At 46.9% G+C, this 25725-nt stretch carries 27 protein-coding genes and 1 other annotated feature; of the genes, 21 read left to right on the top strand and 6 right to left on the bottom strand.

From position 1 onward, the window contains the following. The first annotated feature begins 40 nt into the window (after positions 1-40). From ACUN27_RS13100 to leuS, 10 genes are all read left to right on the top strand, one after another. On the top strand, positions 41-535 hold the full coding sequence (locus tag ACUN27_RS13100) for a YqeG family HAD IIIA-type phosphatase (RefSeq protein ID WP_174806720.1): 495 nt from the start codon (positions 41-43) through the stop codon (positions 533-535). A gap of 8 nt (positions 536-543) precedes the next feature. Next, a complete protein-coding gene (gene yqeH / locus ACUN27_RS13105; protein ID WP_315952305.1) occupies positions 544-1659 on the top strand; it encodes a ribosome biogenesis GTPase YqeH in 1116 nt (371 codons plus the stop codon). Between the two features lie 17 nt (positions 1660-1676). After that, positions 1677-2537, top strand: a complete 861-nt coding sequence (gene aroE / locus ACUN27_RS13110; RefSeq protein ID WP_326060763.1) for a shikimate dehydrogenase — start codon at positions 1677-1679, stop codon at positions 2535-2537. 20 nt (positions 2538-2557) lie between these two features. Then, positions 2558-2851, top strand: a complete 294-nt coding sequence (gene yhbY / locus ACUN27_RS13115) for a ribosome assembly RNA-binding protein YhbY (protein ID WP_326060762.1) — start codon at positions 2558-2560, stop codon at positions 2849-2851. 12 nt (positions 2852-2863) lie between these two features. Then, a complete protein-coding gene (locus tag ACUN27_RS13120) occupies positions 2864-3451 on the top strand; it encodes a nicotinate-nucleotide adenylyltransferase (protein WP_326060761.1) in 588 nt (195 codons plus the stop codon). Next, on the top strand, positions 3441-4007 hold the full coding sequence (gene yqeK / locus ACUN27_RS13125; protein ID WP_326060760.1) for a bis(5'-nucleosyl)-tetraphosphatase (symmetrical) YqeK: 567 nt from the start codon (positions 3441-3443) through the stop codon (positions 4005-4007). The genes ACUN27_RS13120 and yqeK overlap by 11 nt, the downstream gene beginning before the upstream one ends. A gap of 18 nt (positions 4008-4025) precedes the next feature. After that, positions 4026-4373 (top strand): ribosome silencing factor, encoded by a 348-nt coding sequence (rsfS, locus tag ACUN27_RS13130; protein ID WP_127449916.1) that lies wholly within the window; start codon positions 4026-4028, stop codon positions 4371-4373. Continuing rightward, on the top strand, positions 4370-5263 hold the full coding sequence (locus tag ACUN27_RS13135) for a CvfB family protein (RefSeq protein WP_315952298.1): 894 nt from the start codon (positions 4370-4372) through the stop codon (positions 5261-5263). Before rsfS ends, ACUN27_RS13135 begins: the two co-directional genes overlap by 4 nt. A 1-nt stretch (position 5264) precedes the next feature. Further along, complete coding sequence (locus tag ACUN27_RS13140) at positions 5265-6026, top strand: class I SAM-dependent DNA methyltransferase (RefSeq protein ID WP_326060758.1); 762 nt, start codon at positions 5265-5267, stop codon at positions 6024-6026. Positions 6027-6094: 68 nt separating this feature from the next. Continuing rightward, positions 6095-6332: a binding site (T-box leader), on the top strand. Positions 6333-6395: 63 nt separating this feature from the next. Then, complete coding sequence (gene leuS / locus ACUN27_RS13145; protein ID WP_326060757.1) at positions 6396-8855, top strand: leucine--tRNA ligase; 2460 nt, start codon at positions 6396-6398, stop codon at positions 8853-8855. A 12-nt stretch (positions 8856-8867) separates the two neighbouring features. On the opposite strand, the gene comER is transcribed toward leuS, so the two are convergent. Then, positions 8868-9707: a late competence protein ComER gene (comER, locus tag ACUN27_RS13150; RefSeq protein WP_315952292.1), complete on the bottom strand. Its 840-nt coding sequence runs from the start codon at positions 9705-9707 to the stop codon at positions 8868-8870. A 159-nt stretch (positions 9708-9866) separates the two neighbouring features. Here comER and ACUN27_RS13155 point away from each other — a divergent pair, with 159 nt between their 5' ends. From ACUN27_RS13155 to ACUN27_RS13165, 3 genes are all read left to right on the top strand, one after another. Continuing rightward, complete coding sequence (locus ACUN27_RS13155; protein WP_326060756.1) at positions 9867-10394, top strand: ComEA family DNA-binding protein; 528 nt, start codon at positions 9867-9869, stop codon at positions 10392-10394. A gap of 82 nt (positions 10395-10476) precedes the next feature. After that, entirely contained in the window at positions 10477-10989 is a 513-nt protein-coding gene (locus ACUN27_RS13160; protein WP_315952288.1) for a deoxycytidylate deaminase, read from the top strand. Between the two features lie 108 nt (positions 10990-11097). Continuing rightward, the gene (locus ACUN27_RS13165; RefSeq protein WP_445559023.1) at positions 11098-13626 is read left to right on the top strand and encodes a ComEC/Rec2 family competence protein; all 2529 of its coding nucleotides are present in this window, start codon (positions 11098-11100) and stop codon (positions 13624-13626) included. A gap of 25 nt (positions 13627-13651) precedes the next feature. Here the strand turns inward: ACUN27_RS13165 and ACUN27_RS13170 are convergent, their stop codons facing one another. From ACUN27_RS13170 to ACUN27_RS13185, 4 genes are read right to left on the bottom strand one after another with little or no spacing between them, the layout of a single operon-like run. Then, on the bottom strand, positions 13652-13837 hold the full coding sequence (locus ACUN27_RS13170; protein ID WP_315952284.1) for a hypothetical protein: 186 nt from the start codon (positions 13835-13837) through the stop codon (positions 13652-13654). Positions 13838-13843: 6 nt separating this feature from the next. Beyond that, complete coding sequence (locus tag ACUN27_RS13175) at positions 13844-15043, bottom strand: Ger(x)C family spore germination protein (RefSeq protein WP_326063800.1); 1200 nt, start codon at positions 15041-15043, stop codon at positions 13844-13846. Continuing rightward, positions 15033-16142, bottom strand: a complete 1110-nt coding sequence (locus ACUN27_RS13180) for a GerAB/ArcD/ProY family transporter (protein ID WP_315952280.1) — start codon at positions 16140-16142, stop codon at positions 15033-15035. The genes ACUN27_RS13175 and ACUN27_RS13180 overlap by 11 nt, the downstream gene beginning before the upstream one ends. Positions 16143-16145: 3 nt before the next feature. Beyond that, on the bottom strand, positions 16146-17711 hold the full coding sequence (locus ACUN27_RS13185; protein ID WP_315952278.1) for a spore germination protein: 1566 nt from the start codon (positions 17709-17711) through the stop codon (positions 16146-16148). A 337-nt stretch (positions 17712-18048) separates the two neighbouring features. Here ACUN27_RS13185 and ACUN27_RS13190 point away from each other — a divergent pair, with 337 nt between their 5' ends. The 3 genes from ACUN27_RS13190 to holA all read left to right on the top strand — a co-directional run bounded on the left by ACUN27_RS13190 (position 18049) and on the right by holA (position 21048). After that, positions 18049-18597 (top strand): RNA polymerase sigma factor, encoded by a 549-nt coding sequence (locus ACUN27_RS13190; protein WP_127449845.1) that lies wholly within the window; start codon positions 18049-18051, stop codon positions 18595-18597. After that, positions 18594-19811 (top strand): anti-sigma factor family protein, encoded by a 1218-nt coding sequence (locus ACUN27_RS13195; protein ID WP_326063799.1) that lies wholly within the window; start codon positions 18594-18596, stop codon positions 19809-19811. The genes ACUN27_RS13190 and ACUN27_RS13195 overlap by 4 nt, the downstream gene beginning before the upstream one ends. Before the next feature lie 217 nt (positions 19812-20028). Next, positions 20029-21048, top strand: a complete 1020-nt coding sequence (gene holA / locus ACUN27_RS13200) for a DNA polymerase III subunit delta (protein WP_326063798.1) — start codon at positions 20029-20031, stop codon at positions 21046-21048. A 71-nt stretch (positions 21049-21119) separates the two neighbouring features. Here the strand turns inward: holA and rpsT are convergent, their stop codons facing one another. After that, positions 21120-21371, bottom strand: a complete 252-nt coding sequence (rpsT, locus tag ACUN27_RS13205) for a 30S ribosomal protein S20 (RefSeq protein ID WP_028557986.1) — start codon at positions 21369-21371, stop codon at positions 21120-21122. A gap of 196 nt (positions 21372-21567) precedes the next feature. On the opposite strand from rpsT, the gene gpr reads away from it, so the two are divergent. From gpr to spoIIP, 5 genes are all read left to right on the top strand, one after another. Then, positions 21568-22566, top strand: coding sequence for a GPR endopeptidase (gpr, locus tag ACUN27_RS13210; RefSeq protein WP_315952270.1), 999 nt, complete (start codon positions 21568-21570; stop codon positions 22564-22566). A 135-nt stretch (positions 22567-22701) separates the two neighbouring features. Beyond that, positions 22702-23175 carry a nucleotide-binding protein gene (locus tag ACUN27_RS13215; RefSeq protein ID WP_315952269.1) on the top strand — a complete coding sequence of 158 codons (474 nt, stop codon included), beginning with the start codon at positions 22702-22704 and terminating at the stop codon, positions 23173-23175. Then, positions 23172-24149, top strand: a complete 978-nt coding sequence (locus ACUN27_RS13220; RefSeq protein WP_326063797.1) for a TIR domain-containing protein — start codon at positions 23172-23174, stop codon at positions 24147-24149. The genes ACUN27_RS13215 and ACUN27_RS13220 overlap by 4 nt, the downstream gene beginning before the upstream one ends. Continuing rightward, positions 24133-24282 (top strand): hypothetical protein, encoded by a 150-nt coding sequence (locus tag ACUN27_RS13225; protein WP_315952267.1) that lies wholly within the window; start codon positions 24133-24135, stop codon positions 24280-24282. Before ACUN27_RS13220 ends, ACUN27_RS13225 begins: the two co-directional genes overlap by 17 nt. A 202-nt stretch (positions 24283-24484) precedes the next feature. Continuing rightward, positions 24485-25711, top strand: coding sequence for a stage II sporulation protein P (spoIIP, locus tag ACUN27_RS13230; RefSeq protein ID WP_326063795.1), 1227 nt, complete (start codon positions 24485-24487; stop codon positions 25709-25711). The last annotated feature ends 14 nt before the right edge of the window (positions 25712-25725 follow it).

Consider the following 25725-nt stretch of genomic DNA (forward strand, 5'->3'; position numbering starts at 1 on the left):
GTTTCTCGTATATGTCGAGGAAGCAGTGGAGGGAAATGGTTTGCTGAAAAAGCTCGTACCCAGACAGTCCGTGCATACAATCTATGATATTGATGCCAATCATCTATGGGGATTTGGTGTTCGCGGTATCATTACCGATCTCGATAACACACTCGTAGGCGCGCGCGATCCGCATGCGACTCCAGAGTTAATAGAGTGGTTGAACCGGTTGCAGAAGATGGGCTTCAAGGTCGTCATCGTGTCCAACAACAATCATGGACGCGTATCCGCCTTTGCGGAGCCGTTAGGCATTCCATTCATTCACAGAGCCAAGAAACCATGGAACGTTTCATTTCACAAAGCTATGAAGCTGCTTGGTACGAATGCGAGACAAACAGCGGTCATAGGCGATCAAATGCTGACGGATGTGCTTGGCGGCAATCGAATGGGGCTTTACACGATTCTGGTCAATCCGATTTCTATCAATGACGAAGGTTTTTTCACACGAATTAACCGGCGGATTGAGAAATGGGCGAATGCCAGGATGAAGAATTAGGAGGTTTCATGAGTATAGAAACGATTAATCATTGTGCGGGATGCGGCGTATTGCTGCAAACAGAAGACAAGAGCAAGCTCGGATTTATTCCGGCAGAAGCGCTGCAAAAGGAGCCGGTTATTTGTCAGCGCTGCTACCGGATCAAGCATTATAATGAATCTTCCACTATCACGCTGCAGCAGGACGACTTCCTCAAATTGCTTGGACATGTCGGCCAAACCAAGGCGTTAGTTGTGAAGATTGTGGACATTTTTGACTTTGAAGGCAGTATGCTCAGCAGTCTGGGACGGTTTGTCGGCACGAATCCGGTCCTGCTTGTCGTCAACAAGATTGATTTGCTGCCGAAAGTGACCAATGCCAACAAGATCATCAACTGGGTGCAGCGTAGAGCCAAAGAGGCCAACCTTAAAGTTGTTGACATTGTGCTCTGCAGTGCGAAGAAAAATATCGGCTTTGATCGCGTGATTACGGCTGTACAGGAGCACCGCGGCGACAGAGATGTGTATGTTGTTGGTGCTACTAATGTCGGCAAATCGACGCTTATTAACCGTTTAATCAGCGATTACAGCGATTTGGAAGCGGAGCTTACGACATCTCAATACCCGGGCACGACGCTGGATTTGGTCAAAATCCCGCTCGACGATGGCCGGTTTATCGTAGATACGCCGGGGATTGTGCACTTGCACCGTCTAACCGAGGTTGTGAAGAAACGTGATTTGACACGTATCATGCCGGATAAGCCGCTCAAACCGGTTGTTTTTCAGTTAAATGAACAACAAACGTTGTTTTTTGGCGCGTTAGCTCGCTTTGATTTTATTAAAGGTGAACACCAGTCGTTCACATGCTACACGTCCAACGCGATTCAAATACATCGCACGAAGTTGGAGCGGGCAGATGATCTGTACGCCGATCACAAAGGTGTCATGCTGGCGCCTCCTAATGAAGCGGACTTGGACGAGCTGCCTCCACTTGTGAAGCATGGGCTGAACATTCCAAAGGGGAAACAAATGGATGTGCTCATCTCCGGTTTAGGTTGGATCAAAGTGAACAGCCTGGCTGGTTCACAGCTTGCCGTTCATGCACCGAAGGGGATCAAGGTTATCACACGAGAGTCATTGATATAGGGGGACCAGAGGAGACCATGGAGAAGAGCCGGGCGATAGACAGTCATACGATTCTATATGGGGTATTCGGAGATCCGATTCGGCATTCCCGATCGCCCATTATGTTGAATCGCGCTTTTCAAGAAGCAGATTTTAACGCGGTTTATGCTGCTTTTCATGTGCGTCCTGACGAGCTTGGAGATGCGGTTCGAGGGATTCGGGCACTGGGGTATCGAGGAATTAATGTCACCATTCCACATAAAGTTGAGGTTATGCAGTACCTGGACGAAATTGACGAGGGAGCTCGTATCGTTGGCGCGGTGAATACAATCGTGAACGAAAACGGCAAACTCATCGGCTACAATACGGACGGTATTGGTTATGTTCGTTCTCTCAAGGAAGAAACGGGCATCGATTTGAAGGGGAAAAGCGTTCTTGTTCTTGGCGCCGGCGGAGCTGCAAGAGGGGTTGCGTATGCACTCGCCAAAGAAGGTGCAGGCTGCATTTACATCGCGAATCGGACAAAAGAGCGCGCATTAGAGCTTGCTGATACAATCAGTGCTTACACGAAGACAATCGGTCTTGGTCTTGATGAGATTGCGAATGTCGTGGATGAGGTCGAGTTCGTACTGAATACGACCTCAGCGGGGATGCATCCTAACACGGAAGAGCTGCCGATGCCGGTTGAACTTCTGAAAGAACATCATCTCGTGAGCGATTTAATCTATAATCCGCGCATTACAAGGTTCCTTCGTGAGGCGGAAGCCAAAGGAGCCCGCATTCATGGCGGACTGGGCATGTTTATATATCAAGGTGCTTTTGCTTTTGAATACTGGACTGGTAAACCTGCGCCCGTTGCGGCGATGAGACAGGTGGTAGAACAGTCGTTAGCTGAATAAGAATGAATAGAGGGACATCCATGTTAACAGGCAAACAGAAACGTTATTTGCGCTCATTGGCGCACCATGTAGATCCGATTTTCCAAGTAGGCAAAGGCGGCGTGAACGAACACTTAATCCGTCATATCCAAGAAGCGCTGGAAGTGCGTGAATTGATTAAAATTACAGTGCTGAACAACAGCGGAGAAGATCGGGATGAGGTAGGCACTGAACTGTCCGAGAAATCCGGTGCTGAGCTCGTACAAGTGATCGGTAAAATCGTCGTGTTGTACAAAGAATCGCGTGACAAGAAAAAGATTGAACTGCCGAGCTAAAGAGGTGTAAGCATGCTTGTCGGAATTATGGGTGGTACCTTTGACCCGATCCATACCGGTCATTTAATCGCTGCGGAGCGGGCGAGGGTGGAAGCAGGATTAGACGAAGTATGGCTGATGCCGGCCAACGTGCCGCCGCATAAGTCCAACGCGCCGAAGGCCACAACGCAGCAGCGCTGGGAGATGGTTTGCCTTGCTGCGGAGGGGAATCCTTTTTTTCGTCCGATTGATATCGAAATCAGCAAAGGCGGCGTATCTTATAGTATCGATACGATTGAACTGCTGCGCAAACAATATCCCACAACAGAATTTGCTTATATTATAGGTGCAGATATGGTTCAGTATTTGCCGCAGTGGCATCGCATTGATGACATCGTGCGGCATATTCGTTTTATCGGTTTAGCCAGACCTGGCTACGAACTGGATATGGCGCATATGTCTGCTAACATCCGTGAGCGAGTAACTATTGTCCCCATGCCGCTAGTTGAAATTTCATCCACAGCCATTCGCGAGGAGCGAAGTCAGAAACGATCAGTTCGCTACCTTGTTCCAGAAGTCGTGAACGGTTACATGGAGGTGAACCGATTGTATGAAGCGTGAGAAGCTAATCGCAGCCGTAAAAGAACAAATGCCTGAGAAGCGCTGGCTCCATACACTTGGTGTCATGGAAACGAGCGTCATGCTTGCGAAGCGATTCGGCGGAGATCCTGTCAAAGCTGATCTTTCAGCTATTTTACATGATTATTGCAAGTATTGGCCTGTACAGGAGCAAGCTAAGATTATTCGCGAGAATGGGTTGCCCCAGGATTTATTGGATTTTGATAAGGAGCTTTGGCACTCGCATGCCGGGGCGTTCATTGCCCAGTCGCAATTTGGTATTCAGGACGAGGAGATATTGGATGCGATCCGGTACCATACCTCAGGGCGTGAAGGGATGACGCTGTTAGACAAAATCGTATGTTTAGCGGATTATATGGAGCCAGGCCGGGAATTCCCCGGTGTAGAGCTCATCCGTGAGGAAGCCAAGAGCAGCTTGGAGAAGGCGCTTGTTGTCGGGTTTGATTCTACGATTCGGTTTTTGATTGAAAAAGGAAAACGAATTTATCCGCTTACCATTTTGACACGGAATGATTTGATTCAACAAATAAACAACTAATTCATGGAGGTTGATTGAATGAGTAAAAGCCCAGAAGAGATTTTAGCATTTGTCGTAGAGGCTGCAGAGGATAAAAAAGCGGCGGACGTTGTTACGCTTAATTTGCAAGGTATTTCCTTGATTGCGGATTATTTCGTCATTTGCCACGGAAATTCAGAAACACAAGTGCAAGCGATCGCGAGCGAAGCCAGAAAGAAAGCACATGAGTATGGCGTCACGATCAGAGGTTACGAAGGTATTGATACAGCTAGATGGGTTCTGCTTGATTTAGGGGATGTTGTTCTGCACGTTTTCCACCGCGATGATCGCGAGTACTATAACATCGAAAGACTTTGGTCCGATGCCAAAGTTGTGGAGCGCGTATGAGACTGGAAGCAGGATCCCTCGTTACCCTTGAGGTAGCGAGGGAAGTTCCGCCAAACGGATATTTCCTGAGCGACGGCTATCAGGATGTGCTTTTACCGTATGCGGAGATTGTAGGCAAAATCAAGGCCGGTGAGCACGTGGAAGCCTTTTTATTCCATGATACACAGGACAGGCTCATGGCTACCATGAAACGTCCGTTAATCCAGATGGGCGAAGTCGGGCTGCTCGAAGTTGTCGATATCCATCCGAGATTTGGTTACTTTCTGGAGATGGGGTTAGGTCGTAACTTGCTCCTTCCTTACCGTCATGTGCCGGAATTGGAGGAATTGCGACCTCAAGTAGGGGACAAGGTGTTTGCAACATTAGCACATGACCGTCAAGGCCGCTTAATTGCGAAGCTGGCGCTGGAAGACGATCTGGCTCCACTTTGTGTGCGTGCTCCTTCAAGCTGGAGCAACCGCTGGGTGAAAGCGCGTGTGTACAGACCGCTGCAGATGGGCACTTTCGTTATTTGCGAGGCCGGTGTTCTTGGTTATGGTGTAATAGGACTTATCGCTCCTACGGAGAGAACACGATTACTTCGTGTGGGTGAGTTGGTTGACGTACGAGTCGCCTTCGTTCGCGAAGAAGATGGCCGCGTGAATCTGTCGATGAGACAGCCGAAGGAAAAAGGTCGGGATGAAGACGCGGAGAAAATTCTTAGTGTGCTGGAGACGCGTCCTGGAAATGCAATGCCATTTTCAGATAAAACGTCCGCGGATATCATTAAGGATCGGTTTGGCTTGAGCAAAGCGGCCTTTAAGCGTGCATTAGGCAAGCTGATGAAAGACGGGCTCATCTATCAGGAGGACGATTGGACCTATCTGAAAAAAGAGGAGAATCCTAGTTAAAATGAGCTATGAGAAATTTGCCTACACGTATGACCGTCTGATGAACAGCATGCCATACGAAGATTGGCTTCGTTTCGTCAAAGAAAGTTTTGACCGGTTTGGCGTGAAGCCGGTTTCGATTGTAGATCTCGGCTGCGGTACCGGCAATTTGACGATTCCGCTGGCATTGCAAGGGTATCAAATGACAGGCATTGATTTGTCGGAAGATATGCTGGCTGTAGCGGAACAAAAAGCAGGAGAACAGCCTCAGCTTGTGCGCAGCGGTGCTATTCGTTTGTTTCAGCAGGATTTGCGGGAGTGGGAGCTTGGGGAACCGGTTGATGTCGCTCTATCATTCTGTGATAGTTTGAACTATTTGCTAGAGGAAGAGGACATTGTAGATGCCTTTCGCCAAACTTATGAAGGACTTAAGCCGGGCGGTTTATTCCTGTTCGATGTGCATACGCCCCAGCAGTTGTTTGCTTATGCGGAATCTCAGCCCTTCTTCTTGAATGAAGAGGATGTAGCTTACATTTGGACAAGCGAGTTGGATGAGGAAAGAGTTCAAATTCAACACGATTTGACCATCTTTGTCAAAGAGGGAGGCGGCAAGGAACTGTTCCAGCGCATCGATGAAACGCATGAGCAGCGCGCTTATGCACTGGATTGGCTCGAGCAGATGCTGCGCGAAGCCGGTTTTCGTGAAGTGCATAAGGCTGCTGACTTTACATGGGAACAGCCTACGAAGCTGACAGAGCGGGCTTTCTTTATTGCAAAGAAATAAAGCATAAGGTGCCTCGCCGCTTGACAGTGCGGCATTATTTTACATATAATCAAAGCTAATCAGATGATCACAAAGCTTGGAAGAGGATTAGTAACTTGCACAGCATCTCGCAGAGAGCCGGTTAAAGGGTGGAAGCCGGTAGATGTCAGTCTTGTGAACTCGCCTTGGAGCTAGAGGGTGAATCGCCACGCACGTTGGCGTTAGCCGGATCGTTTCACCCGCGTTAAGGGGCAGAGTGAACACAGGCAAAGCATGCCTGGTGTTAACTAGGGTGGTACCACGGGAATCTAACCTCTCGTCCCTAGCGATATCCGCTAGCGATGAGGGGTTTTTTGGCGCTTATAGCCGTACACAGGGAGGAAATTTCACATGACACAGGAAACGAAAGAAACGAAGGAATTACAGGGTTACAATCCCCAAGCGATTGAGCCCAAATGGCAAGCTTACTGGGATGCTAAGAAAACATTCAAAGTGCTGGAAAACTCGGATAAGCCGAAATTTTATGCACTGGATATGTTTCCATACCCTTCAGGAGCCGGTCTGCATGTAGGACATCCGGAAGGTTATACGGCAACGGATATCGTCTCCCGTTTCAAACGGATGAGAGGTTACAACGTTCTTCACCCAATGGGCTGGGACGCGTTCGGACTTCCGGCTGAGCAGTACGCGCTGGATACGGGGAATGATCCTCGTGATTTTACGAAAAAAAATATTGATACTTTCCGCCGTCAAATTAAATCGCTCGGGTTTTCCTACGATTGGGATCGCGAGATTTCCACGACGGATCCGGAGTATTACAAATGGACGCAATGGATTTTCATCCAACTGTACAACAAAGGTCTTGCTTATGTAGACGAAGTACCTGTTAACTGGTGTCCGGCACTAGGGACGGTTCTTGCGAATGAAGAAGTCATCGACGGCTTGAGTGAACGTGGAGGCCACCCGGTTATCCGTAAACCGATGCGTCAGTGGATTCTGAGAATTACGGAATACGCTGAACGTTTGCTGGAGGATCTGGAGGAGCTTGACTGGTCGGAGAGCATTAAGGATATGCAGCGCAACTGGATCGGTAAATCGACAGGGGCTGAAGTTCAATTTGCGATCGAAGGGCATGAAGAGAAGAGCCTGACCGTCTTTACAACACGTCCAGATACTTTATTCGGAGCGACTTATTGTGTGCTTGCACCTGAGCACGATCTTGTGCAGCAAATTACTACAGACGGGCAAACAGCCGCTGTGAAAGAATATCAAGATAAAGCTTCCCGCAAAAGCGATCTGGAGCGTACAGACCTGGCTAAGGACAAAACAGGCGTATTCACAGGTGCCTATGCGATTAATCCTGTAAACGGCAGGAAAGTGCCGATCTGGATCGCGGATTATGTGCTTGGCGGTTACGGAACTGGCGCCATCATGGCAGTGCCTGGACACGACCAACGTGACTGGGAGTTTGCTAAACAGTTCGATCTGCCAATTATCGAAGTCGTGCAAGGCGGCAATGTGGAGAAAGAAGCTTACGCTGGAGACGGCGCTCATGTGAATTCCGGACCTATTGACGGCATGAACATTGAGCAAGGAATCCGTCACATGATCGCTTGGCTTGAAGAGAACGGCAAAGGTCAAGGTAAGGTCACTTACCGCTTGAGAGACTGGTTGTTCAGCCGTCAAAGATACTGGGGAGAGCCGATTCCGATTCTTCACCTGGAAGATGGCACGATGAAGCCTGTACCGGTTGACCAACTTCCGCTTCTGCTTCCTCAAGTTGACGAAATTAAACCTTCGGGAACCGGGGAATCACCGCTGGCGAACGTATCGGAATGGGTGAATACAATCGATCCGGAAACGGGGATGAAAGCCCGCCGCGAGACGAATACGATGCCGCAATGGGCTGGCAGCTGCTGGTACTACCTGCGTTTCATCGATCCGCGTAATGATAAAGAATTCTGCTCGCATGAGCTTCAACAGCAATGGCTGCCAGTTGATTTGTATATTGGCGGAGCTGAGCATGCGGTACTTCACTTGTTGTATGCCCGTTTCTGGCATAAAGTGCTTTATGATCTTGGATTTGTTCATACGAAAGAGCCGTTCCATAAGCTGGTAAACCAAGGGATGATTCTTGGCGAAAACATGGAGAAAATGAGTAAATCACGCGGTAACGTTGTAAATCCGGATGACATCGTGAGCGATCAAGGCGCGGATACTCTGCGTATGTACGAGATGTTCATGGGTCCGCTTGAGGCGACAAAACCATGGAATACAACGGGTGTAGACGGCATTTACCGTTATTTGAACCGTGTGTGGAGACTGTTTGTGGATGAGAACGGTCAAGTTCAATCCAAAATCAGCGCGGATGAGACGCTTGGAAGCGACACGTTCAAACGCACATGGCATCGTTCCATTAAGAAAATCACCGAGGATTTCGAAGCGCTGCGGTTTAATACGGCGATCAGCCAAATGATGATTTTCGTCAATGAAGCTTACAAAACGGAGCGTTTGCCGCTCGAAGCGATGAAAAACTTCGTTCAGATGTTGTCTCCGCTTGCGCCGCATTTGGCGGAAGAGCTGTGGGAGAAGCTGGGTGGTACCGAGTCAATTACGTATGCACCATGGCCGACTTATGACGAAGCTTGGACCGTCGATAATGAAATTGAGATCGTGGTACAGGTCAACGGCAAAATTGTGGACCGCGTGCTGATTTCAAAAGATACGGACGAAGCTGCGATGGAGAAAATCGCTTTTGATCTTGATAAAGTCAAAGAAGCGACCGCCGGAAAGGCCGTTCGCAAATTGATTGTCGTTAAAGGGAAATTAGTGAACATTGTTGTAGGCTAGTCAGGAAAAAGACTATTGAGAAGACTGCTGCTTTATTGTTAATTGCTGCTCAGTCTTCTCAAGGTCTTCTTGATATTTGTCGTGGGTAGCGTGGATTACTCGCGAGAATACGCCGGAAAGCTCCTCATCCAAAATACGCAATCCTTCGGCTGTTATACCGCCGGGCACGGAGACACGTTTTTGCAAGGTCGTAGGGTTAAAGCCGCCCGTCGTCAACAGCTTGCCTGTTCCAAGTGTCATCTCACTGGCAAGAAGCGTTGCTTCTTCAGGGGAGATACCTGTGACTTCAACTGCTGCATCGATAAAGGATTGAATGAAGTTGGCAAGAAAAGCAGGACCGCAGCTGGATAGATCTGATGAGATGCGTGTATAATTTTCAGACACCCGTATCGGTGATGAGATATGGGCAAATAAATTTTCCAGCCATTCTTTATCCTCGGGCTGCATCCGATTACCATGAATACAAAGTGTAGCGCCACTTAATACATAGTTCGTAATACTTGGAATGATTTTACTTATTTTCGACGGTAAAAGACTTTCCAAATGCTTAATCAGCACAGGACTTGTGATGGATACGATGAACTGGGAGGGAAGCACGTCCTCTTTAATTTCATCAATAACCTTTTTAAATTCAGAAGGCTTCACACAGAGGAAAATAATATCGCTCTCCAGCACGACTTCTCTATTCGATTGGGCTACCAGAAGCCCAGGATATGTCTCCGCAAGAAGCTCAACTTTACGAATCGTTCGATTTCCTGCAATAATTTGCTCCGGATTGAAAGCCCCAGAATGAATGAACGCTTCAATCAGAATACTTCCCATACTCCCAGTACCGATGAACCCTGCTTTCATCTAGTAATCCCTCCCGAAAAAATCAGTCACTTTCGTTAATATTTATAGAACGGGGTCAGTTTTGGATGCCATTCGGATGCTTTTTCATGTATATGCATGCTTCTCTGCCATTATGAAAGATTAGCTTGTATTTTTATTTAAACTGTAAGGAGGGAGTTCGTGGCCGTATTTCGATATCGAAAATTTTTATATGTTGCTATCATGGTTTGTTTTGTCGTTTTTGTCGTATGGCCTTTTGTAACAGGGGGACGGTCATCGATGATACAAACGGAGTTTGAGCCAGTGAATGCGCAAATTGAAGCTCTCATAGTGAACGGAGAGGAGACAGCTCTGGAATCCATAGCAACACCTGGAGCCACTTTTGAAACCACCGAGACCACCGAGACCTCTACACCGAACGCGTCTCCGGCTGCCCCGCTAACAAGCATTACTTCAGAATCACCTTCACCTAAGCTAAAAGGAAGTCAAAGCCCATCACCTTCAACGGGTCTATTGGATTTGAATACCGCAACGCTTAAGCAATTAAATGATTTGCCTGGGATAGGCGACAGCAAAGCGAAAGCCATTTTGGAATACCGTTTGAAAAAAGGTAGATTTAGCAGAGTTGAAGAGTTAACCGAGGTGAAGGGGATTGGGGATAAAATGCTTGAGAAGCTGAAGCCGTTTGTTTACGTAACTTCAACATAGCCCATTCTTTCATTTTGAGATGAAGTATGAGAGAATACTAGAAATGAAAATAGGAATTAAAGGACAGGAGAGGGGAGCTACGATGAGTAACCGCAAGGACTGGGACACTTACTTTCTTGATATTGCCTATATGGCTTCCACACGATCCAGATGTAATCGAAGGCATGTTGGAGCTGTGCTCGTTCAAGGGAAAAAGCTGCTCGGAACAGCTTATAACGGCGCTCCGATGGGGGTGCCTGATTGCACGGAAGCCGGGTGCATGCTTGTTGAAGAAATTGAACTGAAAGTGGTGGAGGATGTTGAGGAGGTAGTGCGCAAGCAGCGCTGTATCCGCACCATCCACGCCGAGCAAAATCTTTTACTCTTTACAGATCGTGAGGATCGGGAGGGCTCTACGGTCTATGTTACCGATCAGCCCTGCTGGACTTGCGCAAATATGCTTGCCAATAGCGGTGTGACGGAGATTGTTTTCCATCGCGGCTATCCGAAGGATAATGAGAAAGTCAGCCAGTTAATGGCGGCCAGAGGCATCACCTTCCGCTCCATGGAAGGGTACGAACCTCCGCCTGGCACCGTATCTGACGTTGTGAATTAGATCAATTTAATCGGCATTGGGGAAGAACCTCATTTCAGCAGCAGCCTATGAATAGGGCTCATCTGAGATGAGGTTTTTTGTTTTGCCGGAAGGGAGGAGTAAGCTTAAATGAAACGACCAGTTGTTATAGGATGCTCTCTGTGGATAACTGGCTATGTGCTTGCGCTATACAGCCATCTTCCATGGCTGTCATTGACGACGAGCGCGCTAATGCTTGCCGCGATCGTCGTCATCCACCTGCTGCGGCTGCCCGGCGGACAGCCGCTGTGCGCGCTTTTGCTGGTCGGAGCAGCCTACGGCTACTTCCAATGGACCGACCAGCGCAACGTCACGGCCCTGCTGCCCCTCACGCAGCAGGAAAACCCGGACGGCCGCGAAGTCACGCTGCTCGGCCGATTCAGTTCCCCTGTCACCGTTGACGGCGACAGGGCCAGCTTTACCGTGGAAGCGGAGTCCGTCCGCTTCCAGGACCGCGCTTTCCCGCTCGGCGGGGAAAGCGTGCAGGTCTCGCTGCGCTTGCTGGCGCAGCCGCAGCAGGAGGTGGCGTCGGCGTGGCGCCGAGGCGACGCCCTGACGCTCACGGGGACGCTGCGCAGCCCGTCCCCGGCACGCAACTTCGGCGGCTTTGACTACCGCCGATATTTGCGCCTTCACTACACCCATTGGCAGCTCATAGCCAAAGGGGTGGATCAGGCGCAGGTGCAGCCTGCGGCTGCGAGCATCAGCAGCACCCAGCTGCTGCGCTGGAACGACATGTTGCGGGAGTACCTCAGCCGCCGCATGGACCTGATTTTCCCCGCGCCGCAGGCGGGGTTTATGAAGAGCATGCTGATCGGATTAACGGACGATCTGGATCCCGAACGCTTCCAGCAATTTTCGGAGCTGGGACTGACTCATATTTTAGCCATATCAGGCTTGAATGTTGCCGTATTTCTAGGCGTCTGCTTCTGGGGCATGCGCCGCTTAAAGCTGACCAAAGAAACGTATTTGCGCATATGCTTTTGGCTGCTGCCCTTCTACATCCTGCTGACGGGTGCATCTCCTTCCATTGTAAGAGCGGGGTTGATGGCCATGGTGGCGCTGTACGCGGCAAGAAAAGGAGTAACGAAGGATGTGCTGCACAGCATGGCGATCGTGGCTTGGGTCATGCTGGTGTGGAATCCTTATTTCTTGCTGGATGTCAGTTTTCAGCTCTCTTTTCTGGTTACTCTAGGACTTATTCTTGGGGTACAGCGTGTAAATGATTTGCTTGAAGGATGGCTAACCTCCTCCGTTTTAAGAAACACAGCCTCAATAACCCTTGTTTCGCAACTCATTTCCTTACCTGTTTCGATCTATTATTTCAATCAATTTTCCTTGCTTTCCTGGCTGGCTAACGCCGTTCTGGTTCCCGTTATCAGCTTAGTTGTATTTCCTGCTGGTATTATAGCAGTCGTTGCGGGACTTATGTATTTGCCGGCTGGACAAGGAATGGGGGGGCTCATTTCGTGGTTGAATGATGCGATTTTTTGGGCGACAGACAAGCTGCAGCAGCTGTACCTTTTCAAACAGATTTGGCCCACCCCAAGCTTGCCATGGATTGCTTTTTATTATCTGCTGTTGATTGGAATTTATGGGCTTTGGAAGCGTTGGAGCCTCGGTAACATGGATGAGCCCCCGATTAGGTTAGAGAGCATACAAGACAGAGGAGGAGCGAAACATGCGATAGGGTTATGGCTTACCGTAGGAGGTTTCCTTGTCCTGTTGTGGATTGGCTATTCTCCTGACCGGCTAGAGAGAACCGGACTTGTTCAATTTATAGATGTGGGCCAAGGGGATGCCATATTTATTCGAACACCGTATGGGCGAAATCTTCTGATAGATGGCGGAGGCACAATTACGTTCAGCAAGGCTGGCGAAGGTTGGAAAGCACGAAAAGATCCTTATGAAGTAGGGAAAAAACTGTTGGTTCCTTTACTTAAAAAACGTGGTGTACATCAATTGGATATGCTGGTACTGTCTCACGAAGATGCCGACCACAGCGGAGGGCTTCAGGCTGTTATCGAACAAATTCCTGTTAAGCAATTTGTGTTCAACGGTACCTACAATCCGAATAAAGGCATAGAGAAATTATTCCAAACTGCTTTAGACCGGAAATTCCCGATGCTTGCCGGGGAACAAAGCGGATGGATCCAGATCGATCCTGTGACCCGACTGCGGGTTCTGTATCCTTTTTCAGAAACAGTAGAACAAGCCGAGTTTGTGAAGGAACAAAATGAGTATTCTGTCGTGCTCATGCTGGAAATGATGGGAACGAAGTGGCTTTTTACAGGAGACATGGGAAAAGAATCAGAGCTGGCGCTTCTGGGTCGTTTGAAAGAGAACAAAGAGGAGCCGGACCGTCTCGATGTTATGAAAATAGCGCACCACGGCAGCAAATACTCTACTTCGCAGGAATGGCTGGATTATTGGCAGCCCCGAACGGCTGTAATTTCAGTAGGAGCAGGAAATCTATACGGTCATCCTGCACCCGATGTCATGGAGCGGTTAAGAAATAGGGGCACGCATGTACTTCGAACGGACCTGATGGGTGAAGTGCAGTTGGAAGTGCGCAAAGATGGGTTATTTGCGCGTACGAAAATCAAGGAAGCAGACTGACAAGATCTCGTCTTTCCTTAACGATTTATGATTTGGCTTCCGGGGGCTTCGATTGCTGCTGAGCCGTTTCGTTTTGCTGCTTCCATGGCGGATCTCCGTTTTTGTGAAGGAGTTGATTAATCAGATAAGTGCCGAGTGGTACAACAAACGAAAGGATTGTACAGATCAACACCAATCCGGAAGGCATTAAGCCTAAAAAAGTTGACCACATGGCTGATTACTCCTTTGTTGATTCGAAAATATTGCCAATACGGCGGATAATCACTTTGGTCTGCACGTCGACCTCTGCTTGAGCAAACAAATTCTCTCCGGTATCCCAATTTTCCGCAATCGGCTTCCACATTTTATAATGATCCTGGAATAAATAAGGGCCGAGGCCTAAAGCGTCTTTTTTGTAGGTATGCTGCAATTTTTTGATCGTCTTATTGGTTGTGGAGGTCAATTTGTCTTCCAAGCTTTTCTCAAGCGCTTCTACGGTTTTTCCATCAGAAGGATCGATGTTGGTGATGGATTTGTCCAAAGTGCCCTCGGCAATGATTTTAATCGTAAATTTCATATGTCCCGGACTCGTTTGTTGGACGTAAAACTTCCTGTTTGAGCGTTCCACTTTAAAGGCTACGACTTGATCATCGATGTTGGATTCAACGATTCCGCCCTTCACTCGCTTCGTAATAAAGTTTAATCCTTGCGTTTCTTCACCCGTAAGGAAGCCGAGCAACTGCTTGGTTGTTCCATCGAATAAGGCGCTTCCATTCAGGGTCACACCTCCGTCTTCCTTTTTAATGGTTTGTAGAACAAAGCTTTCATTTTTGATTAAAAATTCATGCACATCGCCAATCCTTGATTCAGGAAGCATGAAATTCGTTTTTTGATAGTTTTTGGCGATAGAGGAGATATAATCAATTGGCGTTGATTCATTGTTTGGGTATATGCCGAGGATATCCGAGGCTTTCCCTTCCGCGATTAAAATTTGAACGCCGCGCCGCATTTCGCTATTTCGCAGAAAAAAATCAAGCACATTGGGGAGGTTGGCTTTGTTTTTCGCCACATCACTAGAAATGATGATGATTCTCAAGTGTTCAAAATAAGGAGATCGGCTTGTTTTTCCTGATATTCTGGCGGCTACAGCCGGCATCGAGTTTTCTGTTGTCGAGATATTGAAATAAGCCTGTCCGGCATGGGGATTCATGCTGTTGCCTTGTCCGGTAGTACTTCCGCTGCTTTGTTTTAGTCCGCCAGGCACTATCATTTGGTAGGTACCTTTGTATAGATTTTTTCCGTTATCCCCCTCCGGTTTGTCGATGGCGACTCCAACAACGAAGCCGCGTTGATTAATTTCCACACGGTCCCAGCATCCTGTCAGCAGCGACAATGAGCAGCCGAGATATAGTGTGGCGAGTATCTTTCTAGGAAGCATCGCTCTTCACTCCTCGAAGCTTGGCAACTACATGTATGAGAATTGGAAACAGAATACTCACCACAATTCCTTCGTAACTGATGAAGGAGCTCATTTTACTAAAATCAGATAAATTTTTCGGATACATACACATTAAATAGATGATCGGGCTAAGAACGAATACCCATGTCTTGTGTTTTGGTTTGGGGAACAAAGAGCGAAGTCCATAAATCGTACAATCATAGGCCATGACAGTAGTCGTAAAGACAGCCATGATCCAAATCGTAAAAAAGATGGATTCGAACCGTTCAAAGAATTCGCCAGGGATCTGCATTTCCTTAGCAAGCTCTACAGCTGGATAAGTGATTTCCGGCAGTGCGAGCTGTGAAAAAACACCTACGCAGACAAGATAGATGGCCGTATATAACACGAGAGGGATAAGTACACCGATGGCTACAGCTTTTGGGGCATCTTTCGGTCGGTTCATTATCGTAATATAGAACAGGACGACTTCAAAACCCAAAAGCGAAAAAGCGGTCGTTTTCGTTGCAGCGGCTAACGATTTCCAGTTCGTCGTATAAAAAGGTTTCAGTTCTTTTATATCGACCATACCCAGGCTAAAGAGAAGAACGAGCACTGTGACCAATAGTACGATCGGTATAAATAAGATATTTAAACGAATGAGTCCTACGCGGCTGCCGCTAACGGCATACACGTTTACCATTAAGAAAGCAAAGGCAATGACCTCTACAGGCGTTGTTTCAAATAAGTATTGTTTAGCAATATTGGCGATAGCCCTGACTTCATAAGCGCAAAAGGAAAGAAAATAAAGCGATAGCAATAAAACGGCAGCGAAGGCAAGGGGCTTTGTGATCGCAGCAGAAGCATAGACGTAGTAGCCTTGGCTGCTGAAATGTGTCGCTATTTTGGCGAGTATCCAAGCGACCCCGATGGCAAGCATGCCTGCTGCGAACATAGATATCCAACCGTCCGAGCCATTGACTGTTTTTGCTAACTCACGTGGGAGCATCAGAATGCCAACCCCGATAATCATCGAAGTCACGGTAATGGAAATATCTAATGAACTGATCTCTTTATCCCCGTATTCAAAAGACTTCATTCTTTATTTCTCCTTGGTTTTCATTCTGTCATCATTGTTGGTTTGAAGCATTTGAGGCCGCTTCTTCATGAAGTGAAGAGGAGCACGCAAGACGAGATCTTTCCAGTCGCGAATGAACATAGGTGCAAACGGTGTGGAGTACGGGATTCCAAAGCTTTTGAGATTAACGATATGGATGTTGATCATGATATAAGCCAGAATGACACCATACAATCCAAGGAATGCCGCGAACAGCATGATGCCGAACCGCATGACGCGCAAGGAAATGGCAAATGAGTAGGATGGTAAAGAGAAAGAGGAAATGGCTGTGACAGCAACGACGATAACCATAACTGGACTTACCATACCGGCAGCTACCGCGGATTCTCCAATAACTAGACCTCCTACGATCCCAATCGTTTGTCCAATGGGTTTAGGAAGACGCAGTCCTGCTTCTCGAAGAAGCTCCAATGTGAATTCCATAACGAATGCTTCAATAACAGCTGGAAATGGCACACCTTCCCGCGCTCCCGCGATAGAAAAGGCAAGCTTGGACGGAATCATCCCGTGATGAAACTCAAGTAATGCAATATAGAGCGAAGGCAGGAAGGTAGCAATAAAGGCTGATATCAGCCGCAGTATCCGAGTCAACGTGGAGATCAGCCAGTTTTGATAGTAATCCTCAGGTGATTGTAAGCTGGAGGAAAACGTAATCGGCAAAATGAGGGCGAATGGATCACCGTCAACTAGAATGGCTACGCGACCTTGGAGGAGAGCGCCGGATACTTTATCAGGCCGTTCTGTATTCAAAATGACAGGAAAAGGGCTCAGAAAGCTATCTGTGATCCATTGCTCCAAATAACCGGAACCTTCAATATCATCCATATCAATACTATTGATGCGCCGCACAACTTCCTTTACCAGATCCGGATGGACGATATCGGCAATATACGTGACGATAACTTTTCTTCTAGCTCTTCGGCCGATTTGAAAAGTGTCAAAAACAAGATTGGTTTCTTTTATACGTCTTCTAAGGAGCGCGGTATTTGTTCGTAAATCTTCGGTGAAACCGATCCGCGGTCCGCGAATGATGGATTCCGTCTGCGGTTCCTCAATGCCTCGGGATTTCCAGCCGCTGCTCGTGACAATAATGTATTGAGACAGATTATCCAGTAAAATCAATGTGTTTCCGGAAAGGATCTCTAAGAGTGCCTCGTCTAGAAGCTCACCGGTTTCGATTTCGAAGCTAGTTAAAACCTGCTGCGTTAAGATGTTCAAAAGTTCCAGGGCTGAGCCTACAGGTTGTAAGGCGGAATGAAGCATCGGATTAATGAGCTGCTCGTTAACGAGTGTTGTATCTACAAGGCCATCAATACAGACAATTGCGCAAGGATACTCTTCCTGGCCAACCGTAAACTGTCTGATAATGAGGTCGCTAGGCTGATGAAGCAGCGTTCTGATTGTATTTAAGTTATCTTGCAGGGTTGGTAGCATGACTTTGGTTTGGTCTGATGAGGATGGTTTTACTGCTTGTGAGTACATTATGCTGCTGTGAGACATGCGTCTTCTTCCGAATAATTGTTTGAACACGGCAAGCCCTCCGCTTATAAGTAGCTTCTCAGTAATATTTACCACTTTAGTCAGAAATAAACGGTTTTTTGTAAGGTACTACGCAAACATAGTACTTTCCGAATGATGGAAAAGGTTTAGAATGAATAGTAATTTGACCGAAATCAGAAAGGGGAATGAACAAATTCATCCAAATGGATTAAACTAACACGCTTCTATTACGTCTAAGTTGTGTATTTATTCACGAAAGTTTGTTATTCTGGAAGTTGCAAACAGCCTTTATATTTTTTATTCTAAAAATACTGCAACATTATGAGACGTTGCCGCGTCTGTAAGATTGCAAGAGGGAGGGATCCCAGTGGTAGCACCCGAACTGGTTAAAAGAGCTCAGGCCGGTGATCGTGATGCACTCATTACCCTATTGCGAGAAATTGAGTCTCACGTCTATCGAACCGCTTATTATATTTTGAATAATGAACAAGATGCCCTTGATGCTTCACAGGAGGCGCTCCTTCGGATTTATACCAAAATCAACTCATACGAAGAAAAAGCGTTGTTTAAGACGTGGGTGCAGCGGATTGTAACGAACATCTGCATCGATAAATTTCGCAAGGCGAAACCTACGGTTTCTATTGATGAGCATGATATGACGTTTACTGCAGAGCAAAATGTTGAATATGAAATTATGTCTGGCTATTTAGCCAAAGATATTCGAGAAGCAATCGATAAGCTTCCCGAGCACCATCGGTCTGTTGTTGTTCTCCGTTATTTGCAGGACTTTTCGTATCATGAAATTGCCGAATCGTTAAATTTACCGCTAAATACGGTGAAGTCTTACTTATTTCGAGCTAGACAACAGTTACAATTGTTGCTCCAAGATTATCAGAAAGGAGGTGTTCGGGGATGAATTGTCAAGAGGTGATGGAACTTATGCAAAGGCAGCTGGATGGAGATTTGAACTCGCAAGAGGAAGATGAGCTCCATGCTCATTTAGCCTATTGTCTAGACTGTGTACAAGTGTTTGAACGTTTACAAAGATTGTCGGGTGAACTCGCCCAATTACCGAAGGTAGTCCCTCCATACAGCTTGGTCGATGCCATTCTGCCGCAGCTAGATGAGATTGATAAAGGTGCCGCGGCGTCCATTACCGACAAGGCAGCTGTCTTTAACGCAGAAGTTAGCCATATCGAACAAGGACAGCGCAAGAAACTCCCTTGGACACGCCGATTAGGATCGCAGTTCTCTTGGAAATTTGCAAGTGGCGTCGTTGCCGCGGGTCTCATTATTGGATTCTTTGCTTTTAACATGAAGCATCCTGTGATGGATAATGCTGATGGTTTGCTGCCAATGGCAGCATCCAATCAAGAGGCTGGTCATCAGGAAGCTGCTGCCCCAGACCTGAAGATGAATCGAGAAGTTCAGAATCAGATGAAAGGTACAGGTAGTCCTGGCGCTACCGAGTCACCTGCGCCAAGCGATGCTGTTTCTGGTTCTGCACCGGCAGCGGGGCAGGAGTCTCCATCTGCGGGGTCTAATGTAGCGGAACCGCAGGCTACAACGAATGCACCACTTGAAAAACCGGGAACGATTAGTACGTCGACATCGGTGGACTCCAAAGATACGACTCCCACGGTTCCTTCAACTTCGGAGCCTGCACGAATGAAAGATTCAGGTTCAACTGGCGGAAATGAGCAGAAATCTGCAAACCAGAATCAAGTGAGTCCGAATCCGGCGCCAGTTGCTCCCACTAAAGCTGATAATGATCAGAAGGCAGCAACAATACAGCCATCACCAACTCCTTCACCTACCCCATCTGCAAAAAAAGGGATTGAGAGAGATTCGGGGGCAGGTATGTTTGCGATGACTGTACCAGTCACAGATAATTTTATGAAGTCAGCGACAGGGGCGTTAACGGCGGCAGTTGAAGATCATCACGTCGTGATCCGTAATAGTGAAACTTTGGAGATTATTTTCGAGTCCAAGCAAGTGTGGAAGCCAGAGGATCAGATCACATTGGTCGAGTGGTCCAAGGATGACAAATTCTTTTATCAAGTGCAAAGCGGGGGCACCCTTCATACCATTCGCGTTGATGTGAAGCTCAAAACGGAAGTATCTCCGTAAAAAGCTTTAAAATGAGCGCACCATTAGAGGGGCTCTTGCGTATGTTATACAAAAGGGAAGCGAAAGTATGCTAGGGGGTTCGCCCACACGGTCTAAGGTTTCTAGAGCCTTTAACCGGTGTTTAAATAGACAGACAAAGGGATTACTTCAAGGTCGGAGGACTTTGACGTAATCCCTTTGTTGTTGGTAAAATGAAGGCGAGGAGTGAACGCCAGCTATGGACGCAAAGAGAGCATTGAAAGATATACAAGCAGGGCGGCAAGCACCCGTGTATTTGTGCTACGGTCCTGAGAAATATAAAATGAGAGAGTTTATTCAGGTGTTAACAGATTCGCTTATTGAGCCGGAACATAAGGAATTTGCTGTGAGTAAATTCGATTTAAGCGAAATATCGCTTTCATCCGTACTTGAAGATGCGGAGACGCTTCCATTCATGGTACCTAAAAAGCTAGTCATCGCCAAAAACGCGCTGTTTTTTACAGGGGCCAAGGAAAGCAACAAAATTGAGCATCAATTAGACCGTCTAACCGATTATTTAAAATCGCCTGCTGAGCACACTGTCGTGGTGTTTACTGTAGACGCGGATAAATTAGACGAGCGCAAAAAAATCGTTAAAGCGCTCAAAGACATGGAGGCGGCTGTTCCCTTCTTGTCCCTAAGCCCAGAAGAGCTGCAGCAATGGGTGGCTGCTAGAGCGCGTCAGCGGGGGTTCTCGTTTACCGGGGAAGCTACGGACCAACTGATTCTATACACAGGCGGTAATTTGCAATCACTATCCGCAGAAATCGAGAAGATCTCCTTATATGTGGGGGCTGGGAGCGAGGCAACCACAGATGTTATTGATCAGCTTGTCGCTCGAAGCACGGAGCAGAACGTTTTTATACTAATTGAAGACATTGTGAACGTAAGGCTGGATCGTGCCTTTGTTATTTTAGAAGAACTGCTGAAACAACGGGAAGAGCCTATTAAAATAGCCGCGCTTATTGCAAGGCAGTTTCGCATTATGCTGCAGGTGAAAGAGCTTAGCAAGCAAGGTTACTCCCAGCAGCAAATGGCTTCTCAGATCGGACTGCATCCCTTCGCGGTGAAGGTGGCTGAAGGTCAAGCGCGGAAATACAATATTGAGAAACTGAGCGATATCATGTCCCAGCTGGCTGATCTTGATTTCCAGATGAAGACCGGGAAAATTGATAAAGTGCTAGGGTTAGAAATGTTCCTTCTTAGGTTAGCCGCCTAAGAAGGTTTTTTGTTAAACGGAAAAAAGCCCAATTCTCGGAAGAGAACTGAGCTTTTGCTTTATGTCCTGTATTACGCTTGGGCCGTAAGAGCGTTCAGCTTTTTAGCCAGACGGGACTTCTTGCGGTTAGCGGCATTTTTATGAATTAAACCTTTAGAAGCTGCTTTATCTAACTTCTTGGAAGCGTTAATTAGAGCTTCTGGGCTTACAGCTGTTTCGAAAGCTTTCACAGCAGTACGCAGAGCGGACTTTTGGGAAGCGTTACGAAGACGACGCTTTTCGCTAACTTTTACTCGTTTAATAGCGGATTTAATGTTTGGCATGAAATTCACCTCCTACTTACAAAACACGGTTCAACGTTACATTTGTATGTTTGCTGACAACTTTAAGTATTCTACCATGCAACTATTGAAAATGCAAGACCTGTCAATAGGTTTTCAGTGGCTTTTCCATTTGCATAACGGCCTCAAATTCGTCACACACTAAGAGATGCAAAGCACCTCAGAAAGGGGAACTTCTATGGACTTAAGCTCTTTTACAACCCATACGGATCTTGCGCTGGATGCAAGGGATATGGTTCATGCAGCGAATCAAGGGCAGCCGATACCTGGTATTGAACAGGAGTCGACTCGTGAAAATGGGATACGCGTTACCAAAATTAATGTCAAAAATGAAGAAGGCTCCAAAGCCCTTGGCAAACTCCTAGGTCATTATATAACAATAGAAGTTCCTGCACTTCGCGAAAAAGACAGCCAATTGCAGGACCGTGTAGCTACGAAGCTGGCCCAAGAATTCGAGCAGTTTTTGCGGGACATAGGAATTCCTCAGAATGCCAAAGCGCTTATTATTGGGCTCGGCAACTCCAACGTCACTCCTGATGCGCTCGGCCCACTTGTAGTTGACAATATCATGGTTACACGTCACTACTTTGAACTGATGCCGGAAGATGTGAGTCCAGGTTATCGCCCTGTCAGTGCGGTAGCTCCTGGGGTGCTTGGGACAACGGGGATTGAAAGCAGTGATATCGTGCTCGGGATTGTTGAAAAATCCAAACCTGATTTCATCATTGCGATCGATGCATTGGCTTCCAGATCACTCGATCGTGTCAATACGACCATCCAAATTGCTGATACAGGCATTCATCCGGGCTCCGGTATCGGCAATAAGCGCAAAGGGTTAACAAAGGAGAATCTTGGCATACCTGTAGTGGCCATTGGCGTACCAACGGTTGTGTATGCTTCGACCATTGTCAATAACGCCTTCGACCTCATGCAAAAGCATTTTAGCGAACAGACGTCCAATACAGGACAAATACTTGGGCTGCTGGACAATATTCACGAGGAGGAGCGCCTTCAGCTCGTCAAAGAAGTGCTAAACCCTGTCGGCCACGATTTGTTAGTTACTCCGAAGGAAATTGACCAGTTTATTGAGGACATCGCCAATATTATCGCCAGCGGTTTGAATGCGGCACTGCATGATGCAGTTGGCGTTGAGAATGTAGCGGCTTATACGCACTGAACATACCAGAACTGTCTCTGCGATATTCTTCGTAGAACAGTTCTTTCTTTTGCCCATTGTTAGCTTGATCTGGAAGGAAAAAGATGGCAGGTGTCGAAGTAACAGACAATCACCTTAAAATAAGGAAGTGATACTGTGAGCAGCACACAGCTGGCAAAGCTATTCATTGGGTCGTCTGCTGAAAGCATTGAAGTAGCAGAGGCTTTGCAGTCAAATCTCCATTTTTCCTGTGATGTCACGGTTTGGAGTCAGTTGCTATTCCCGCCTTCACATACAACGTTAGCCCCGCTAATTAAGCAGGCTCAAGCAAGTGATTTCGCTATCTTTGTTTTTCAACCAAATGATTTAACGCTTTTGAGAGATTCGGTTGTCAGCACCGTCCGCGATAACGTTATCCTGGAGCTGGGATTATTCATCGGGCAAATCGGCTTAGAAAGAACCTATTTTCTCATCCCGGAAAAAGAAGACTTACATATTGCCACAGACCTCTTGGGATTGACACCGCTTACCTATAAAGCAAATCATCCATCCGGCTTGATGGCGGGACTTGGACCGGCGACATACACCGTGAAACGAATGCTGAAAGAGTTAGGATTGAGAATAAAATGAAACCTAAAATGTTTATAGGTTGTTCGCCTGTAAGTCTACTTTGGGCGGAATTCTATCAATCGCAGCTAGCTTCGGCGGCTGATGTCACCGTTATTAACCAAGGTGTACTGACGGCATCGCAGCATAAATTAAAGATGCTCAAAAAGCATATTGAAGAAACGGATTTTGCACTGCTGATTCTGACGCGCGAGGACATGCAGCATAAGGTGACTTATGCCAATCTCTTGGTACTCATCGGTCTATGTATTGGTGAGCTAGGGCACAGCAGAACATTTATTGTGATGTCGAGCGACGGTGAACTGCCGGAATACCTCGAAGGCTATAACCCGCTGCGGGTCGATGACACGCAAATCAATCGAGAGATCGGGGAGTTGGCAGGCCCTCATCTTTATCCAATGAAAAGCAGCATTGCTGCACATAAGAAACGTATGAAACCATCGGATATGAAAAAAAATGATGCCATTCGCAGTTTCCTCTTTGATGCACTGGACTCGCTGAGCGTCTCAAACGTGGATTATGACCGCGTTCTAGACAAATTCCATAAGACATTTGATACCAATTGTGGTATAATTGAGCTTCAAGAAGTGACGGCTGCAACGTTGTTTGAGCTTCTTGATGACGGAGTTACTTTACAGCAGTTTGGCCGTGCGGGACAGGTCAGCAACAATCACAGCTTTCATGTGAATGACCCTACCAGCTATCTAGCGGAATGTTACCGCGGCAAAGATACGAACATCTACCTCGGGCGAGCCAAGGACAAAGAAGATGGCGAGTTTGAATATATATATTGCGTAAAGCTGCATCCAACCATCGTTTCTTCCATACATTTCAAAACAAGAGCGGATATTCCGCAGCGCAATCATCATCAAGTTATGATGGAGTTATCGGAAAAAAACGCGAAGCTCGTGTCTTCACTCAAATCCATTGTGAAAGGAAGGATTCTCTATGCTGAAGCACATGAAGAAAGTTCGTAACCGACTAACCGCCAAACATGCACACAAAGCTACCGATAAAACCAAATTATATAACGGCCCCACTGTTCTTAACAAACCAAGCGGAATAACCATCGTAGCCAAAGGATCGTTCGATTTCGAATCCCTGGCTTAACTTTATATGAAACATCCAAGAACCCCTGATGGGGTTCTTTTTATATTATTTGAGCGTTCACTCCATGAAATTTGATGCTATTGCTTGAGCGAATTCTCCCCAACCTTTTATCTCCTTCTATCAAAAAAATCTATCGTTTAGAGTTCTATCGACGGGGCTCGTTTCATAGATTGAATTAAGATAGTTTAGGAGGAATCAGACTATGAAATGGACTTCAGCCACTCTCAATCTCAGCCACGTCCGAAAAACCTTTCAAAGCGCCAGTTCCGTCGGAAAAACGTTCTTTATTCTAAGCGCAGCAACATTAGCCATTTTTGTTTTAGTTGGCGTAGGGGGCTATCTGCAGAATAAAGTCATAACGACCTCGCCGGTCTCGTCGATGAAAAGTTTAGCCGCATCTGTCACGAATCAGTTTTTTATCGATATGCTTGGCATGGAAGTGCCTCATCTAAATAAAGACCAGAAGAAATTTACGTTCTCTCAGCATAATGTCTTCCATTTTGCTTTCCAGTTCCTGACGGACATTAATCCAAGCGATCCGAAAAGTTTGGTGGCCAGCGAAGTTCCAGGTATGGATGCCAACAAGTCAACCGTCCTGGTCAAAGGAAGCGAAGCGAACCCGAGCGATCCTGTCGATTACAATCCCGTCTCCACGGATCTGGAAGCAGAGGCCAAGAATCCTCCGAGCCCAACGCCCGAACCCATACCAACAGGTACTACAACGCCAATTGTGAGTCAAACAGGTCAGCCGCCCAAATCAGCAGGTGACAATGTAGCTTTCATTTACCAAACACATAGCAATGAATCTTTCCTGCCTGAACTCAAGGGAGTTACGGATCCGGACAAAGCTTATAGCGATAAAGTCAATATTATTTCCGTCGGCCAACGCCTGGCGCAGAATCTGGAAAAAGACGGAATCGGAGCTGTTCATTCACAAACCATTTATCCAAGCACGGTTAAAAATTTCGAATATCCATACTCTTATAAATATTCCTTGAAAACATTGCAGGAAGCAGCCGCCCAGCATCCGGATTTACAGTATTATTTCGATCTCCATCGCGATTCCGCGGCACGCAATAAAACAACCGTTACGATTGACGGCAAGGATTACGCACAGGTGTATTTCATCATCGGCGGAAAGAATCCAAACTGGAAAAAGAATGAGGAGTTCGCCAATAAGATTCATCAAGTTTTGGAAGCCAAACATCCTGGGATCTCCAAAGGGATCCATGCGAAGGAAGCTAGTGAAGGCAATGGATTGTATAATCAGAACTTTTCGCCAAACAACATATTGATTGAGGTAGGCGGTCCCTACAATTCATTGGAGGAGTGCTACCGAACAACAGATTGGCTGGCCGATGCCATTTCAGAAGTGATTTTGAATGCGAAGAAAGTTGACGCCCCGGCTGCAAGTCCCAAGCAATCTTAAATAATTTGAGGGAA

This window comes from Paenibacillus sp. WC2504 (assembly GCF_052682475.1).

Coding starts and splice junctions, on each gene's coding strand:
- yqeH (WP_315952305.1), top strand. CDS start 544: ATGAGTATAGAAACGATTAATCATTGTGCGGGATGCGGCGTATTGCTG.
- aroE (WP_326060763.1), top strand. CDS start 1,677: ATGGAGAAGAGCCGGGCGATAGACAGTCATACGATTCTATATGGGGTA.
- yhbY (WP_326060762.1), top strand. CDS start 2,558: ATGTTAACAGGCAAACAGAAACGTTATTTGCGCTCATTGGCGCACCAT.
- ACUN27_RS13120 (WP_326060761.1), top strand. CDS start 2,864: ATGCTTGTCGGAATTATGGGTGGTACCTTTGACCCGATCCATACCGGT.
- yqeK (WP_326060760.1), top strand. CDS start 3,441: ATGAAGCGTGAGAAGCTAATCGCAGCCGTAAAAGAACAAATGCCTGAG.
- rsfS (WP_127449916.1), top strand. CDS start 4,026: ATGAGTAAAAGCCCAGAAGAGATTTTAGCATTTGTCGTAGAGGCTGCA.
- ACUN27_RS13135 (WP_315952298.1), top strand. CDS start 4,370: ATGAGACTGGAAGCAGGATCCCTCGTTACCCTTGAGGTAGCGAGGGAA.
- ACUN27_RS13140 (WP_326060758.1), top strand. CDS start 5,265: ATGAGCTATGAGAAATTTGCCTACACGTATGACCGTCTGATGAACAGC.
- leuS (WP_326060757.1), top strand. CDS start 6,396: ATGACACAGGAAACGAAAGAAACGAAGGAATTACAGGGTTACAATCCC.
- comER (WP_315952292.1), bottom strand. CDS start 9,707: ATGAAAGCAGGGTTCATCGGTACTGGGAGTATGGGAAGTATTCTGATT.
- ACUN27_RS13160 (WP_315952288.1), top strand. CDS start 10,477: ATGAGTAACCGCAAGGACTGGGACACTTACTTTCTTGATATTGCCTAT.
- ACUN27_RS13165 (WP_445559023.1), top strand. CDS start 11,098: ATGAAACGACCAGTTGTTATAGGATGCTCTCTGTGGATAACTGGCTAT.
- ACUN27_RS13170 (WP_315952284.1), bottom strand. CDS start 13,837: ATGTGGTCAACTTTTTTAGGCTTAATGCCTTCCGGATTGGTGTTGATC.
- ACUN27_RS13175 (WP_326063800.1), bottom strand. CDS start 15,043: ATGCTTCCTAGAAAGATACTCGCCACACTATATCTCGGCTGCTCATTG.
- ACUN27_RS13180 (WP_315952280.1), bottom strand. CDS start 16,142: ATGAAGTCTTTTGAATACGGGGATAAAGAGATCAGTTCATTAGATATT.
- ACUN27_RS13195 (WP_326063799.1), top strand. CDS start 18,594: ATGAATTGTCAAGAGGTGATGGAACTTATGCAAAGGCAGCTGGATGGA.
- holA (WP_326063798.1), top strand. CDS start 20,029: ATGGACGCAAAGAGAGCATTGAAAGATATACAAGCAGGGCGGCAAGCA.
- rpsT (WP_028557986.1), bottom strand. CDS start 21,371: ATGCCAAACATTAAATCCGCTATTAAACGAGTAAAAGTTAGCGAAAAG.
- gpr (WP_315952270.1), top strand. CDS start 21,568: ATGGACTTAAGCTCTTTTACAACCCATACGGATCTTGCGCTGGATGCA.
- ACUN27_RS13220 (WP_326063797.1), top strand. CDS start 23,172: ATGAAACCTAAAATGTTTATAGGTTGTTCGCCTGTAAGTCTACTTTGG.
- ACUN27_RS13225 (WP_315952267.1), top strand. CDS start 24,133: ATGAAGAAAGTTCGTAACCGACTAACCGCCAAACATGCACACAAAGCT.
- spoIIP (WP_326063795.1), top strand. CDS start 24,485: ATGAAATGGACTTCAGCCACTCTCAATCTCAGCCACGTCCGAAAAACC.